Here is a 16,176-nt window from a genome sequence, read left to right on the forward strand (position 1 = left end):
TGAATGTGTTTGAAGCCATTGAGGCTTTATATTACTATTTAAAAATGGGGGTGCTGTCTTTTCAAAATGCTACGGAACGGGGTCGTACCCGCTCCCACCCCAAGGGTTACATCTTAGTATTCGCCATATCGCCAAGGCCATTCCTTTTATCGGTCCGTGTTTCAAGAGTGCCTGACGGGCATACTCTGAACAGGTGGGCGTGAATCGGCAAGAAGGTGGCGTATAGGGGGTTATAAATTTCTGATAGAACAATATGGGCAAAACCAGAACACTTGCTGTCGCATGAGATATGAATTGTATTATCCTTCTAAACGTCATAATCAGCCTCTTCTTCTCGTTTATAGACGTTCGCTGATGCGTTGCATTAGGTTGCAAACCTTTGCCTCGACATCAGCTGACTCGTGCAATTTGTCATCAAGCCATACAAATGCAAGCAGTATCTCTTTACCCGCCGTCTCTGACAATTTGTCCCAAAGTATGTATTTGTTCTTTCGGTAAGCCTCGCGTATCTGCCGCTTCACACGATTGCGCTTGACTGCACGCTTGAAATGTTTCTTGGGCACACTGACAAGAATCTTCACCGGAGTGGTGAGGTCTGGAGCGTTGTCTCCGAGCTCCTGGTGCCTATCTATCAACTGATAGACTGCTCTCAAAGGGAACGCTGCCAACGAACGGCTGTTTCCCCCGACAAAGAGCTGGTCAATGAGTTTCTTACTGCACAGCCGCTCTTCCTTACTGAATGTAAATCTGCGGGAAGCTGGCATAGGCTGTTTGTTTATATTCTGTGTGCAGGCAATGTGTTCCTGCTTTCTTATTTGTTCTTTTCCAGGAATGCACGGAGTGCTCCTGTCATTGAAGGATGTTCCTTCGACGGTGCCTCAAGGTCGAGACGATAGCCTTGTGCCTCTACTTCCTTGGCGGTTGCTGGACCGAAGGCTGCAATCTTGACGTCGCCCTGTACAAAGTCGGGCATATTTTGCTTTAAGGCACGTACACCCGTAGGGCTGAAGAAAATCATCATGTCGTAATCGAAGTTCTTCTTTTCATCCTCCGTTAGATCGTTGCTCACCGTGCGATACATGACGCACTCCTTATGGTGCAACTTATTGTTGGTCAGCAACTCGTTGATAGAGTCATTGTGAACAGAGCTTTGTGGGACAAGATATTTCTCATCCTTGTGCTTCACCATTGTTGGAATCAAGCTGTCAATCTTGCCCGAATTTCCAAAGAACACCTTGCGTTTCCTGTATTGCACATATTTTTGGATATACAGCGCGATCGTCTCTATGACACAGAAATACTTCATTGTCTCAGGAATGGTAATTCGCATGTCCTGCGCAAGCTTGAAATAATTGTCGATTGCATGACGTGAAGTGAATACCACGGCTGAATAATCGAGCAAGTTTACTTTCTGCTGACGGAACTCTTTTGCGGAGAGTCCCTCCACCTTGAAGAACGGACGGAAGTCCAACTCAACACCAAAGTTATTCGCAATGTCATAATAGGGCGACTTGTCGCTACCTGGTTTAGGCTGTGATATCAAGATCTTTTTAATCATCGTGTCCTAATAATTTATAGTCAAATAATTGCCTGTGTATGTCAAGATACCTAACAATGCCGTCAACGGCATCAATTCAAGTGCACAAAAGTACAAAATTATTTGCAGACTTGCCGCGGTTCTTCTGAAAAAGATGACAAAACCCTGGTAAAAGGTGAGAATCTTGATAATAGCGATGACCGAAACCACATAGATCAGGGTGTAATGCACCGACAAATGGAAATAAATCAACAGCAACACCACGGGAAAGGTAAGCACTCCTTCGGCGGAGGTCAGGAAAAGGCATAACCTTGTCCATTGGGAGTTGCTCTTTCGGTCGAAATAGACCCAGTTTACCAGCGAATACAATAAATATTTTATCAGGAAATAGCAGAGGAAAACTGCCAGATAAATTCCCACGATCGCCAATTGGGAGTCGAGAATATAAGCTCCTCCCGTGAGCGACCTTGTATAAAGGTAATATGTGATGCTGAAAAGAAGCGCCGTTTGCAAAACTAAGAACAGTTGAAAGCGCACCTCGTAGGCTGTTTCACTCACCATTGTTCTGCGATGGGGCATGTGGAAAAGACTCTTTATCTGGCGTACGATGAAATTGCTCGACATCGATGCCGCTATCATTGCCAAGGCAAAGCAGACAAGTAATGTGCCAGCAACCGTATTGTCGTTGCTAACGCTGTATGGTGCCGGATCGCCCAGCACGCCGTTGTGGGCTATTCCCTGTTCAGGATGGAAGTAAGGATTGCCTTTAAAGTAGCCCTCGTCCCGAAAACTGACATCCGTGAGACTGAAAGGCTTCGGCGCTCTCCAATGCAACAAGTCAGTTCTATGGGGGGTTCCCGACAGAACAGAATCAATGATGGACTTACCGCTCGTCGAATCCTTTGCGGCAAGGTCTTTTTTCTTCCGTCCGGCAGGTTTCAAGCGCCTCAACAAAGGCGGTACTGCTATCGAGTCGGTTTTCGACATCAACTATTTAGAGTCCGAAAACTTTCTTGATTTCATCCACACGGTCGAGTTTCTCCCATGTGAAGAGTTCCACCTCAAGGTCGAGTTCCTCATGATAGAGACTCTCAAAATGCTTCATCACCTTCTCGTTCTTGCGCCCCATGTGTCCGTAAGCTGCCGTTTCAAGGAACATTGGCTGACGAAGGTTCAACTGACGCTCTATAGCTTTCGGCCGAAGGTCGAACATCTGTTTGATTTTCTCTGCTATCTCTCCGTCAGAAAGCTGCACGTTCGCACGACCATAGGTGTTTACATACACGCTGACGGGCTGCGCCACGCCGATGGCGTAGGCCAATTGTACAAGGATTTCGTCGCTCACGCCTGCCGCAACCATATTTTTGGCGATGTAACGGGCTGCGTACGCTGCCGAACGGTCAACCTTCGACGAATCCTTTCCTGAGAATGCACCACCTCCATGAGCCCCTCTCCCGCCATAGGTATCAACAATAATCTTGCGACCTGTCAAGCCTGTGTCGCCGTGAGGACCGCCAATGACGAACTTACCAGTAGGATTTACGAAGTATTTGATATCCTCATTGAAGAGTCTGAGTACCTTCTCCGAGTTGATTTGTGCCTTCACACGTGGCATTAAGACGGTGATAACGTCCTCGCGAATCTTTGCCAGCATCTGCTCGTCGGCCTTCAACTGTGCCTCTGGTGAGCCATCGGCAGGTTTCACGAAGTCATCGTGCTGCGTTGACACAACAATGGTGTCAATTCGCTGAGGAATATTGTCGTCGCTGTATTCCACCGTCACCTGACTCTTTGAATCAGGACGGAGATAAAGCATTTCCTTGCCTTCCTTTCGGATATCGGCCAGCGTGCTCATGATGAGGTGTGCCAAGTCGAGTGTTACCGGCATATAGTTCTCTGTCTCATTGCAGGCATAACCAAACATCATTCCCTGATCGCCAGCGCCCTGATTTTCTTCGTCGCCGTTATCTACTCCACGGTTGATGTCAGAGCTCTGCTCGTGGATAGCTGACAGAATGCCACAGCTATTGCCGTCGAACTGGTATTCTGCCTTCGTGTAACCAATCTTGTTGATGGTCTTTCTCGTAATGGCAGAGATGTCAATATATTCCTTTGAACGAACCTCGCCCATGATTGCCACCTGCCCTGTCGTATTGAATGTTTCGATAGCACAACGTGCGTCCTTGTCATAGGCAAGGAACTGGTCGAGCAATGCGTCACTAATCTGGTCGGCCACCTTGTCTGGGTGTCCCTCTGAAACTGATTCTGATGAAAATAAATATGCCATTGTACGTTCTATTTTACTATTACATTATTTGTGTTTAAGTTTGCAAAGTTACTGCAACTTAGTGTTATAACAAAATAAAACCAGAATATTTAGATTTTATTAGATTCCCCAATCGCCAACCTACTACTTCAGGACTGCCAGTAAAAACAGCCAGAGATGGGCTACAATCCGTTAAATACAATCCAACTATTTCGTTTTTATAGCCGATTTTTTGTACTTTTGCCTACCATAAACCAACCATCGACCATGGAGGATTTGATTCATTACTGCTGGAAGCACAAGTTATTTCCACTCACTGGACTAAAAACAACTGATGAGCAGAAAGTTGAGGTTATTGACCCTGGATTGCACAATCGCAATGCGGGCCCTGATTTTTTCAATGCGAAGGTAAAAATCGGCGGAACGCTGTGGGTGGGAAACATCGAGATTCACGACAAGGCTTCTGACTGGTTTCTTCACCGACATGAGAAAGACGTGCATTACAACAACGTGATTCTCCATGTTGTGGAAAGCTCCGACACCGTGGTAAAAAAGCAGAACGGAGACGTACCGCCGCAAATGGAACTGCCAGTGCCTACCTCTGTGCGAGCGCACTACGAGGAATTGGTGAAGACCGACGATTACCCGCCTTGCTATAAGATAATTCCCAGTCTGAGCCAGCTGATGGTCCACTCATGGATGAGTGCGCTGCAGACCGAGCGACTTGAGCAACGAACCAAGGCCATCTCGCGAAGGGTCGAAGCTTGCAACGGCAGTTGGGAGGCAGGATATTTCGCAACACTGGCCCGAAACTATGGTTTCGGCATTAACGGCGACGCTTTCGAACAATGGGCCATGAGCATTCCGCTGCATTCAGTTGACCACCACCGTGACAATTTGTTTCAGATCGAAGCCATATTCATGGGGCAAGCAGGATTGCTGGAGCCCGACTCTATTCCCGAACGCTATCGGAAAGAGGCATCGGAGGAGGGATATTTCGAAAAGTTGCTGTCAGAATACAAGTATCTGGCACACAAATTCTCACTCCAACCGATAGACCGCAGCCTCTGGAAGTTCCTCCGCTTGCGACCGCAGAACTTCCCTCACATACGAATCGCCCAACTGGCAAACCTCTATTATCAAAGAAGTGCGGGTCTGTCGGCACTTGTAGGCTGCACCACTATCGAGGAAGTGGCGGCACTCATGCAGACACAGGTCACCCCCTATTGGGAAACGCACTACACATTCGGCTCTGAAAGCAAGAAAAGCAACAAGGCCCTGTCAAGGGCTTCCATTCAACTGCTCATCATCAACACCGTTGTCCCGATACTTTTCGCCTACGGTCGACACAAGTTTTCTGAGGAGCTCTGCAACCGTGCCTTCGATTTCCTTGAGGCACTGAAAGCCGAGAGCAACCACATCGTTAAGATGTGGCAGGACGTGGGCCTGAGAGTGGAGAACGCCAGCGACTCGCAAGCCCTCCTTCAACTGAAGAACGAATACTGCGACCGTAGGGAATGCCTGCGCTGCAGAATAGGATATGAGTATTTAAAAGCAAGATAAAGATGAAAAGAAACACCAAGTATATATTTGAAACACGCATGGAAGTGCGCGACTACGAGTGCGATATCCAAGGCATCGTTAACAATGCGAACTACCTTCACTACACTGAGCACACCCGACACCGCTTCATCCGCTCGCTCGGCATCAGCTTTTCGAAACTCCACGACAAGGGAATTGACCCCGTCGTGGCACGAATGCAACTCGAATACAAGACTCCGCTGACCTGCGACGATGAGTTCATCTCCCGACTGGGGCTTCGCAAGGAGGGCATCCGTTACGTATTCACCCACGATATCTTCCGTGCCAGCGACGAACGGCTTTGCTTCCATGCCGACGTTCACCTCGTTACCATCATCAATGGCAAGATGGGCGAGAGCGAAGACTACGACAAGGCTTTCGCACAAGTACTCTGACGCAACGAGCCACCGTACCCAGCCTGTTGCACCGACACCCCTACGCCCCACCCACATAGCAATGACAGCCAGTAGGATATCGGACATTTAAAAGACTAATAAACACTCCTCATGTCACAGGAAACCATCAATACCATCGCACTAACACGAATTGGCTATTTCAGCTCTCCCGGTTTGCTCGACCTTTATCGAAGAGCTGGCTCGGCAACGGCCGTCATTGACAACAGAAACCACATACGCGACATTCTCCCCGATGCCTCAGACCATCTCATCGAAGGATTGAAGAACTCCGAAAACGCAGTGAAACAGGCAGAAGAAGAACTGGAATACGACGAGAGGCACGGCATCAAAGCACTCTGTTTCAACGACAACAACTATCCGCAACGCATGCGAGAATGTCCCGATGCGCCACTTGTCCTCTACCGAATGGGCAATGCTAACCTCAACAAGCGGCACATTGTCAACATCGTTGGCACGCGCCATTGCACCAACTACGGACAAGACATCATACGGACATTCACCAAAGAGTTGCGGACACTTTGTCCCGACGTGCTCATTGTCAGCGGTCTGGCCTACGGAGTTGACATCTGCGCACACCGCTCGGCACTGGAAAACGGATTCGATACCGTAGCAGTGTTGGCACATGGGCTCGACACCATCTATCCGAGCTCACACCGAGAGACGGCTCTCAGGATGTTGGAGAACGGCGGACTGCTGACAGAATACACCATCAGCACTAAGCCGAAAGCCCAAAACTTTGTACAACGCAACCGCATTGTGGCTGGCTGCTCGGACGCAACGATACTCGTGGAGTCGGCAAGCAAGGGCGGAGGACTCATCACCTGTGGCATAGCACGCAGCTACAACCGTGACGTGTTTGCCTTTCCGGGCAACATCGGCGCTGAATACAGCGAGGGGTGCAATAATATTATCCGTGACAATGGGGCAAGCCTCATCACCTCCGCCATCGATTTCGTGAAGGCAATGGGCTGGGGCGACGATCTACTGTTGGAGAAATCGCTGCAACAAGGCATTGAGCGCACGCTTTTCCCCGACCTATCGGCCGACGAACAAACCGTGGTTGATGTGCTACAGAAGAACAACGACCTGCAAATCAACCTCCTATCCGTGCAGACAAGATTGCCGATATCGCGTCTCACAGCTCTTCTTTTCGAACTGGAGATGAAGGGAGTGGTCAAGGCTCTGGCTGGCGGCAGCTACCATTTGCTGATGTAGTCCAAAGAAGCTGTTGACAAAACGACACTGGCCACTCGCCACACCACCGTACTGACATGCCTCACATTGGGTTCCACCGCCCCCGCCGGTAGCGAAGAAATGGTTGGAACACAGCCTCAACCGTTGCGTATCAACGCCTCAACCACCTGTTCCTGCTCCCTGTAGAATCCTTTCTGCTCCACTTCGCTGGCGGGCTGCACGCTCTCAAGACTCGCCATCAGGTTCTGCATCTCCCAAGTGATGGAATATCCCGCCTGCTTTCGTGTGGCAATACATTTATCCAATTCATATTTTGCCTTGCGCTTGTCGTCAACGAACAACATGCTGGCCAGCTGAAATCGCATGCGTTGTCGGTATTTCTCCTCCCGTTGCGCAACGATGGCCCGACACAACAGAGCAATCTTGGCACCACGGTCATCCAACAGTTCCGCAAGTTCTTGATACAGATACGACTTGCGGTGACGCTGCAACAAGTGGCGATAGATGTTCACAGCCTTCGTCTTTTTGCCCATTATCGTATAGATGACAGCCTTGTAGCGCTGGTTGTTCATGTTGTAGGGACTGTGTTTCAAGGCCTCGGCTAATATCGGGGCGGCTTTCAGCGCCATATCCACGGTGGGTTTGCCTTCCACCTCACAGAAAACTTTCCCCACCACACGCATTCCAATCGACTGTATGGGATGCCCGTTGCTCTGCCCCATCGTCCAATCGTCGTCGGTAAGTCTGTCGATGCCCCATTCTGTAATGAAATCGAGCATGGAGAAATCAGGATGATGGCCGAAAACAAGCAGCGCGGCGCGCATCATGGCAGACTGTCCGCGCAAGTCCTTGTCATCCATCGTCGGATAGAGGCGTAACAGACTCCTGAAAATTTTATACGCTTCCTCCAACCTACGCTGCTGATACCGCAACCGCATCATATCAACTCCTACCCAAAACATGGCTATCGTGGTGTAGTGTCCCTTGTGGACGGCATACATGGGCTTAATGGCTTCATAGGCTTCCTCTATCCGTCCTTGTTTTCTTAATCTCAAAACGTCACTTACTTCCATAGTACTCATCTCCCTTGCATCTTTCTTACAAAGATAATGATTATAAACCGAAATTGTGAAAGATAAATGCTAATTTTGAATTAATCGTCGTACCTTTGCAGCAAAACAAGAGAATATGAAATATTTGTTGGTATCTGATATACACGGTTGCCGTCCGGCATTGGAGACCGTGTTGAAATTCTATGACGAGCAGCACTGCAACATGCTTTGCATTCTCGGCGACATACTCAACTATGGTCCGCGGAATTCTATCCCAGATGGACTAGACCCGAAGGGAATAGTGGAAATCCTCAATGCACGGGCCAGCGACATCGTGGCCATTCGGGGAAACTGCGACGGCGAGGTTGACCAAATGCTGCTCCACTTCCCTATACTTGGCGACTATCTGCTGCTGGTTGACGAGGGGAAGAAGCTGTTTCTCACCCACGGGCATGTCTATAACAAGGACAAGATGCCACAAGGGCATTTCGACGCCATTGTTTACGGCCATACGCATCTCTGGGAAATGACTCCCATCGATGGCACAGTGGTATGCAATACGGGATCGATAACGTTTCCAAAGGGCGGAAACGAACCGACATTCATGACCTACGAGCATGGAACGTTCACGGCCTACAATCTGGAAGGCAAGAAATTGAAGGAGTATTCTTTAGCGAAAAGATAACCAGTGGTTAGGTGGGAGGAGAGAAATATCCCATAAAAAAGTATTAACAAAACCGCTTTCATCATTAAGCACGCAACCATCTGACAATCAACACAATGCAACTTACTAAACAAAAGGTCACCTTTCGTCTGATGAAAGGTGACCTTTTGCATTGCGATAGCTGACCTTCTGCACGCTGATTCCTCAGCTTTTGGAAAGCAATTGCAAAAATCTTTACAAAATCTGTCTGTCACTCGCCAGACAAGTCGCAAACTAACGGCATCGCTCACGTCAGCAACGGTGGTTCAACAACTGTACAAAACTTGTATCACCGTTTGGCCCACGGCTTGCAAAGTGTTTTTGTCGATGTGCTCCATCGTGTCGCTTACAGTGTGCCATGTTGGCCCAAAAGAACTCCTTGCGTAATCAGGATAATAGGGAATGATGTCTATTGTGGGAATGTTGGCATTCTGATTGAGGGGATAATGGTCGTCGGTGACCATGCCGCCATCGGCATCTGGGAAGAAGCTGCCGAAGCCTGCCACACGCGCAGCTGCCCAAACCTTATTAACTACATCGGGGGCAAACTGTTTAGAGACGCCCTCACGATAGAACTGCGCGCCCTCTCCACCTACCATATCGAGCAGGATGGCGAACTCTGGACGGAATCCTTCGGGGAGGTTCTGCGAGAAATAGGTCGAGCCCAGTGCCCAGCTGTCGCCCGTATCCTGATAATTGGTCTCCCATTGTGGCAGCCCCCAGTCTTCGGCATCGAAGCAAATGAAGTCCACTCCCACATTCAGGCTGCTGTCGCTTTGCAACAAGCGTGCGATTTCAATCATCACGGCCACTCCCGAAGCACCGTCGTTGGCTGCCATCACTGGTTTTTTGTGGTTAGTGGAGTCGGGATCGTTGTCCGCCCACGGGCGACTGTCCCAATGGGCGCAGAGCATGATGCGGCGCTGTGCCTGCGGATTGAAGCTGGCAATGATATTGGTGGATTTCAGTATCGTACCGTCGTAGGCCTTGAGATCGGCCTTTTGCGTCACCACGTCGCATCCGTATTGTCTGAATTTGTCCATAATCCACTCGCCGCACTTCTCGTGTGCCGTTGAGTTCATTGTGCGCGGACCGAATGCACACTGTGCTGCCGTGAAGGCATAGGCAGAGTCGGGATTAAACTTAGGCCCAACGGGCTTGGCAGCGGTTTCGTTTTCAGTTTCAGTTTCTGACGTATTGCTGCTTTTCTGTCCCTTGCAGCTGGCGACGGAGAATGCCAATGCCAGTGCTGCAGTGCAGCAGAGAAAAAATTTCAGTTTCATATTATGCTATTCTTTTTTATTGTTTACTTGTTGCAAGGTGTCGATTGACTGCCCCCACCTTTATTGTTTGCTTACTTTCTTGATGCTTGAACCTGTGCCATGACACGCAGCCAGTTGCCTCCCCACACCCTCTCTATGTCGCGTTCGTTGTACTTGCGGCGCAGAAGATGGAGCGTAAAGTTGATCATCTCGCTGGCATCGGCCATGCCTCGTACGGTTCCGTCACCATCAAAGTCAGTGCCGATTCCCACATGCTCGATTCCCATGACGTCGATGGCATGCTCAAGATGGGCTATGGCATCGAGTATGGTGGCCTCGCCTCGCTTGGTGAGGAACCCTTTGTAAAGCGTTATGTGGGCAACACCACCCTTCTTGGCCAGCGCTCGCATTTGTTCGTCAGTGAGATTTCGAGGAACATCACAGAGAGCCTTACTGTTGGAGTGGCTGCAAACGATGGGCTGACTGCTGATTTCGAGTGCGTCGTAGAAGCTTTTCTCCGCACCATGACTCAAATCAACCATGATGCCGTTCTTATTCATCTCCTGAATCACCTCGACACCAAACTTGCTGACACCATTATGGAGGCTGCTGCCACGTGCAGAGTCGCAGATGTCATTGTCACCGTTGTGGCAAAGGGTGATATAGACTACTCCACGCTGGGCAAAATGCTTCACATTCTCAAGTCGGTGCTCCAGTGCCAGACCGTTTTCAATAGCAAACATGATGCTGTGGCGGCCCTTCCGCTTGTCTTCGTAGAGGTCGGACGGTGTGCGAGCTATGCTCAGGTAACGACTGTTGGCCTTTACAATTTTCTCAATCTTGTCGAAGATGAGGTCGGCATAGGCCGCCGGTGTCAGATTGTCGAGCATGTCGCTGATTTCCGGGTTATATTTCTTGAGGCCCTCCACATCGATTTTCGATGAGAAAGTCTCGCCAATGCGCGGTTGAGGCAGATAGGCCGCCATCGTAACGGCATCTTGCCGCCCCTCAGTCATCTTGTGCAGGTCGTAGAGTATTCGTGGGTCGCGGCGGCTGAAGTCAACTCCCTGCGGAAAAAACATCGGCGTGTCGCAATGGGTGTCGAGCGTCAGGATACGTTCGTGGAGCTTCTTGGCAATATTGAAGTTGCCAGCCTGTCCGACAAACCACCTAAAGAGTTTCTGTCCTTCGGCTTCCATCCATTCAGGGTGCCACTGTACACCAACGACAGGCTTGTGTTCGGAACTCTCCATGCCCTCGATGACACCGTCGGGGGCCAAGGCCGTGACGCGGAAACGACAGCCGGCTTCTCTGACGGCTTGGTGATGGTAGGAGTTGACATAGATGGTGTCCTCCTTATACACAGCCCTCAGAATGGAGTCGGGCACGAGCGATACACTGTGGGTCGCCACCGTGAAGTCGGCATCTTGCGAATGACGGAGTTTTGCCGGCTGGAGCGTAGTCACAGTCTTGGCCTTTGCCAACTTCTTCTCCACCGTTTCCTCCACCTTTATATATGGGTCATAGATGTGTTGCTGAACCTCGCCACCCAAAGCGGTGGCCAGCACTTGCATGCCACGGCAGATACCCAATATCGGAATCTGTCGGTTGTAGGCAAGGCGAGTGATGAGCAGTTCGGGGAAATCGCGCTTGTCGTTGATGTGTCCGATGTTCAACGATGGCTCTTCGTTGGCCCACAATGGGTTCAAATCAGCCCCGCCGGTCAGCAATAGTCCGTCAAGACATTCTAAAATGTTGACTATCACACGTTTGTCGGTAACCGGCGGAATGAGCAAAGGTGTGCCACCAGCAGCAATGACTTGTTGGTGATACACCTCTCGTGCAGTAACGTCTTTGTCGCCGATGTTGGCCATAATGCCAATGACCGGCTGATGGCTTCCCTCTGGATAGGTAGCGTATATTTCTTCCAAATGCGATTCCAAGTTATAGTTCATTCCTCTTCTATTTTAAGATTATCTGACAGAAGCCTCAACACGAAACAACGTATTATCGTTCAGCCTCGTTCGTTCAGTGGCAGGTGGCTAATCAACTTATGAACGGCTCATTTTCTATCGGCTTTCCGTTGTTATTTTACAGGTTTTCGTTGATGGGAATCTCGCGTTTGATGCTCTGTTCGAGCGATATTAACGTTTCGGTCGAAACAACTCCAGGTATGGTTTGCAACTGGTTATTGAGAAGATCCATGAGCTGTTCGTTATCCTTCGCATAGAGTTTCACCAACATGGTGTAAGGGCCAGTTGTGAAATGACACTCAATAATCTCAGGAATGGCACTCATACGCTCCACCACATCATTGTACATGGAGCCTCGTTCGAGGTCGAGACCGATATATGTGCAGGTGGTATAGCCCAGACTTTTGGGGTTGACATAAAATCCACTACCAGTGATTACCCCATTTTCGATAAGGTGTTGAACACGCTGGTGGATGGCTGCGCGTGACACTCCACACTCAGCAGCTACGTCTTTGAATGGAATACGGGCATTGTGCGAGAGAATGCCGAGAATCTTTTTGTCTAATTTGTCTATCTTCTCCATTACCTTTAGGTTTAGATCTTGCTTGAGGCAAGTAAGTTAACTGTTTACAATTTGAAAGCAAATTTAGAAATTATAAATGATATAAACAACAAAAAGTCACAAAAAATGCGCCTATTGGCGCATTTTGTTTGTCAAATAGCTAAACCACCCTTTTCGGAAGGGCTGCTTTTATTTCTTCTTTGCTCTGACAGCAGCCTTCTTGGCACTGGTTCGGGCGGTCGTTGCTGCGCCCTGAGTTGCCGTTGCTTTGCCCTGAGCTGGTTTTTGGCTGGCAGTGGCAGGCTTTGGTTGAGCTGACGCTTCTGGTTTCTTCTCAATCCCTTGTAATTCGAGGGTGAAAATAAGTGTGGAATATGGGGCAATGTCTGCGCCCGCTCCACGTTCACCATACGCAAGGTGCTGAGGGACATAGAGTTCCCACTTCGAACCTACTGGCATCATGGTCAAAGCCTCGGTCCAACCTTTGATAAGACCGCCGACACCGAAGGTATCGTTGGATGTTCCGTGGCGTGAGGTCGCGTCGAACACCTTTCCATCTATGGTCCGACCTTCGTAAACAACCGTTACTCTGTCGCTGACTGTCGGTATTTTGCCAGTTCCCTTGGTAAGAATCTTGTACTGTAGGCCACTCGGAAGTGTAACAACACCAGGCTTTGTCTTGTTATCGGCAAGGAATTTCTCACCTTTTGCCTTCATAGCCTTGTCCTTCTGCGCCTTCACCTTCATCTGTTTTTCCTGAAAGAACTGCTCTGCATCGCCTTGTTTGAGCACCGTTGTGTCCTTCTCCAATGCGGCAACAAATCCCTTGAACAACATATCGGCATTGATTTGCTCATCCGTGCCTTCAAATTGCTTAGTTATGCCAGGCAACTTGAACTTTTCCACTTCGACAGCGATCTGCAATCCGGCAGTGTAGGGTGATAAAGCAGCCTCCTTACGTCTGGCAATGCCCTCCTTCAGGCCACGCATGAAATCTGGCAGCTGCTCTTTTTTCACGCCAAACTGATTCTCTATAAAACCTTCCAGTCCACGAGTCATCGCCATACCTGCCGCATAGCTGACAGAATCTGAGGTATTGGCAAGTGAAACCTTCTCCTCGACAACTCCAACCTGATCCTTGTTCTTCTTGTTCTTGCTGTTCTGCGCACTTACGGTGCAGAACGACGCACCTGCGAATATGACAAGTGCCATCAATACGACTTTTTTCATATTGCTATTGGATAATTAATACTTCTTATAAGGAAAGTGGATTGGAGCCGATACCGTTCCCAATCCACCTTATTGTCTTATCTTTTCGGACCTGATTACTCAGCTTTTACAGCTGGAGCTGGAACACCCTGAGGCGCTTTCTCGATAGAAACCAACTCAACAGTGAAAATCAATGTAGAGAAAGGCTTGAGATCAGGACTTGGCTGCTGAGCGCCGTAGCCAGCAGTGTAAGGAATATAAATCTCCCATTTTGAGCCTACTGGCATATTGCTCAATGCTTCCGTGAAACCAGGAACGGCACTTCCCACTGGCATTGTTGCGCCATTGCGCTGGTCGAATGTCTTACCGTCGATGGTCTTTCCCTCATAGTTAATCTTTACGATATCGCTGTTCTTTGGTTTCGCACCTGTCCCGGCCTTGATTACCTTATAATATACGCCTTGTTTCAAAGCCTTTACGCCTGCTGCCTTAGCAATCTTGGCCATGTAGGCATCGTTCTTCTTCTTGTTGGCACCGTATGTCTTCTCAGCATTCTTCGCCTGAATATTTTGCGACACCTTCTGTTCAACCTCGCGTGCTTTATCGATAGTCATTTTCTGACCTTTGCCCTTAGCACTTGCCGCAAAACCAGCGAGGAAGTTGTTCAACGAGATTGTCTTGGTAGAGTCTTCTCCGAAGATGCTCTTGTTAATCTGGTTCTTGATGACCATGTTCATGTTCATGCCGACACCGATACCGGCATTGTAAGCCGCTTTCTTCTTGTCGTCCATGTTCTTCGCACCGTCGTTCATACCTTTGATAAACTCATCAACATAAGCAGTGTCGATGTTCATCTGCTGGAGGTACTGCTTAACGTTCTGTCCCTGATCGATTCCGAAAGCATAGCTCAGAGAATCGACATCAGACTTCAATTCTTCTTTTGGTGCACCAGAGTTTCCGCAAGATGTGAACCCAACTGCTGCAATAGCCAAAGCGGCTACGATAGTAAGTTTCTTCATTTTTATATAAAATTTAGTAATTGTTTCTGTTATCATTCAGTTTTCACCCCCGCCAGTTGCATAAGACTGGGGTCTGTATGTCAGCTACAGCACCTCGATCAATTCTACAATGAACACCAATGCTGCGAAAGGAGGAATGGAAGCACCAGCTCCGCGCTCTCCATAACCAAGGTTATAGGGAATAAAGAAACGATATTTGGCCCCCTCGCCCATCAACTGGACGCCTTCCGTCCATCCAGGGATAACCTGATTCAGGCCAAACGTAGCCGGTTCGCCACGGTCGTAAGAACTGTCGAACTTGGTTCCGTCAACCAACGTACCCTCATAGTGGCATTTCACCTGTGAGGTAGCACCTGGCTTCTTGCCGTTTCCTTCTTTGATAACCTCATACTGAAGTCCTGAAGGCAGCACTGTCACTCCGTCTTTCTTGGCATTTTCGGCAAGAAAGTCCTCACCAACAGCCTTGGCTACTTTGCCAGCCTCAGCAGCGGCTTCCTTCTGCTTCGCCTCTTGCTGAGCGAAGAAGTCGTTAACGAGGGTCTGTGCCTCCTGGTTGCTTACTTTCAGGTCGTTGCCTGCTATAACATCCTTGATAGCCTGTGCGAAGTCGTCGATATTCAAGTTACCTGCACCCATACCAGAGAGTTGCGTGCCGATACCGATACCCAATGCATAGCTTAATTTGTCCATTTAATTACGTTTGTATTTATAATAAATTATTGTGCAAAGATACTATTTTTAGAATACAGTATGGCATTATTCTAATTAAAATTACTAAATTTGTGAAATGAAAAGAACTTAAAATATATAAACATGAGGAGATTTCACATCTTGTCATTCTGGTGTCTTTTGCTTTTCTGCACTTACCCGGCAACTCATGCTGGTGCGCAAATAAGCAGCATCGGTGTCAACAAATACTCCGACTTCTATGTGAAAGAGCGTGTCAGACAAATATACAACGAGGTGTCGAAGGCCTACAAAGAAGCCTTCAAGGCAACACTTGAGGGCGACACTGCCTGGCAGATGCCCGACATCAGGCGATTCCTTTCGTCGGAATTCAAAATAGATGAATACAAGGTATATCAATACGATAGCCTCCATTGTCCTGACTTTAAAGGATATGACTATCTCGATTACTGGATTCAGCACATGGAACCAGAGGGATTCGACTATGAAATCTGTTCCGCTAATGTCATCGACGGTTTCCATGCAGAGGCAGAACTGGCCATTGGCAAGCCTTACAATTATTCTTTGACGTTGACGCTTCTCTATGAAGACTCCGACTGGTATATCGACGATTTCAGGCGAAAGGAATTTCGAAGTGAGCGGGAACGTATGGAGTATTATGTTCGTACAGGGGGCAAGAACATGCCTTTTTTTAAAGGAACAAATAACAATTAAG

17 protein-coding genes are annotated in these 16,176 nt (G+C 48.7%); 5 read left to right on the forward strand and 12 right to left on the reverse strand.

Annotated features, from left to right (window positions below; genetic code table 11):
- Positions 1–69: 69 nt before the first annotated feature.
- The 5 genes from yidD to metK are packed head-to-tail and all read right to left on the reverse strand — an operon-like array spanning position 70 to position 3,824.
- A complete protein-coding gene (gene yidD / locus H515_RS13855; RefSeq protein WP_081410096.1) occupies positions 70–318 on the reverse strand; it encodes a membrane protein insertion efficiency factor YidD in 249 nt (82 codons plus the stop codon).
- 20 nt (positions 319–338) lie between these two features.
- Entirely contained in the window at positions 339–764 is a 426-nt protein-coding gene (rnpA, locus tag H515_RS0101080) for a ribonuclease P protein component (RefSeq protein ID WP_025874811.1), read from the reverse strand.
- Positions 765–811: 47 nt separating this feature from the next.
- Entirely contained in the window at positions 812–1,558 is a 747-nt protein-coding gene (locus H515_RS0101085) for a uroporphyrinogen-III synthase (RefSeq protein ID WP_025874809.1), read from the reverse strand.
- A gap of 6 nt (positions 1,559–1,564) precedes the next feature.
- Complete coding sequence (locus H515_RS0101090) at positions 1,565–2,524, reverse strand: DUF4271 domain-containing protein (protein WP_025874807.1); 960 nt, start codon at positions 2,522–2,524, stop codon at positions 1,565–1,567.
- A 7-nt stretch (positions 2,525–2,531) separates the two neighbouring features.
- A complete protein-coding gene (metK, locus tag H515_RS0101095) occupies positions 2,532–3,824 on the reverse strand; it encodes a methionine adenosyltransferase (protein WP_025874805.1) in 1,293 nt (430 codons plus the stop codon).
- A 246-nt stretch (positions 3,825–4,070) separates the two neighbouring features.
- Between metK and H515_RS0101100 the strand changes: the two genes are divergently transcribed.
- From H515_RS0101100 to dprA, 3 genes are all read left to right on the forward strand, one after another.
- Entirely contained in the window at positions 4,071–5,366 is a 1,296-nt protein-coding gene (locus H515_RS0101100) for a DUF2851 family protein (RefSeq protein ID WP_028901459.1), read from the forward strand.
- Between the two features lie 2 nt (positions 5,367–5,368).
- Positions 5,369–5,779, forward strand: coding sequence for an acyl-CoA thioesterase (locus H515_RS0101105; RefSeq protein ID WP_025874803.1), 411 nt, complete (start codon positions 5,369–5,371; stop codon positions 5,777–5,779).
- Between the two features lie 111 nt (positions 5,780–5,890).
- Entirely contained in the window at positions 5,891–7,015 is a 1,125-nt protein-coding gene (gene dprA / locus H515_RS0101110; protein WP_025874801.1) for a DNA-processing protein DprA, read from the forward strand.
- Between the two features lie 116 nt (positions 7,016–7,131).
- Here the strand turns inward: dprA and H515_RS0101115 are convergent, their stop codons facing one another.
- The gene (locus tag H515_RS0101115) at positions 7,132–8,067 is read right to left on the reverse strand and encodes a DUF7017 domain-containing protein (RefSeq protein WP_025874799.1); all 936 of its coding nucleotides are present in this window, start codon (positions 8,065–8,067) and stop codon (positions 7,132–7,134) included.
- A 115-nt stretch (positions 8,068–8,182) separates the two neighbouring features.
- On the opposite strand from H515_RS0101115, the gene yfcE reads away from it, so the two are divergent.
- The gene (gene yfcE / locus H515_RS0101120; RefSeq protein WP_028901460.1) at positions 8,183–8,731 is read left to right on the forward strand and encodes a phosphodiesterase; all 549 of its coding nucleotides are present in this window, start codon (positions 8,183–8,185) and stop codon (positions 8,729–8,731) included.
- Positions 8,732–9,015: 284 nt separating this feature from the next.
- Here the strand turns inward: yfcE and H515_RS0101125 are convergent, their stop codons facing one another.
- From H515_RS0101125 to H515_RS0101150, 6 genes are all read right to left on the reverse strand, one after another.
- Positions 9,016–10,032 carry a M28 family peptidase gene (locus tag H515_RS0101125; RefSeq protein WP_025874797.1) on the reverse strand — a complete coding sequence of 339 codons (1,017 nt, stop codon included), beginning with the start codon at positions 10,030–10,032 and terminating at the stop codon, positions 9,016–9,018.
- Positions 10,033–10,103: 71 nt separating this feature from the next.
- Positions 10,104–11,966 (reverse strand): membrane dipeptidase, encoded by a 1,863-nt coding sequence (locus tag H515_RS0101130; protein ID WP_025874795.1) that lies wholly within the window; start codon positions 11,964–11,966, stop codon positions 10,104–10,106.
- 136 nt (positions 11,967–12,102) lie between these two features.
- Complete coding sequence (locus tag H515_RS0101135; RefSeq protein ID WP_028901461.1) at positions 12,103–12,567, reverse strand: Lrp/AsnC family transcriptional regulator; 465 nt, start codon at positions 12,565–12,567, stop codon at positions 12,103–12,105.
- 168 nt (positions 12,568–12,735) lie between these two features.
- Complete coding sequence (locus tag H515_RS0101140) at positions 12,736–13,776, reverse strand: FKBP-type peptidyl-prolyl cis-trans isomerase (protein ID WP_028901462.1); 1,041 nt, start codon at positions 13,774–13,776, stop codon at positions 12,736–12,738.
- A gap of 95 nt (positions 13,777–13,871) precedes the next feature.
- Positions 13,872–14,774: an FKBP-type peptidyl-prolyl cis-trans isomerase gene (locus H515_RS0101145; protein ID WP_025874792.1), complete on the reverse strand. Its 903-nt coding sequence runs from the start codon at positions 14,772–14,774 to the stop codon at positions 13,872–13,874.
- An 84-nt stretch (positions 14,775–14,858) separates the two neighbouring features.
- On the reverse strand, positions 14,859–15,464 hold the full coding sequence (locus H515_RS0101150) for an FKBP-type peptidyl-prolyl cis-trans isomerase (RefSeq protein ID WP_025874790.1): 606 nt from the start codon (positions 15,462–15,464) through the stop codon (positions 14,859–14,861).
- 123 nt (positions 15,465–15,587) lie between these two features.
- Between H515_RS0101150 and H515_RS0101155 the strand changes: the two genes are divergently transcribed.
- Complete coding sequence (locus tag H515_RS0101155; RefSeq protein ID WP_028901463.1) at positions 15,588–16,175, forward strand: hypothetical protein; 588 nt, start codon at positions 15,588–15,590, stop codon at positions 16,173–16,175.
- The last annotated feature ends 1 nt before the right edge of the window (position 16,176 follow it).

The organism is Prevotella corporis DSM 18810 = JCM 8529 (genome assembly GCF_000430525.1).
GTDB lineage: Bacteria > Bacteroidota > Bacteroidia > Bacteroidales > Bacteroidaceae > Prevotella > Prevotella corporis.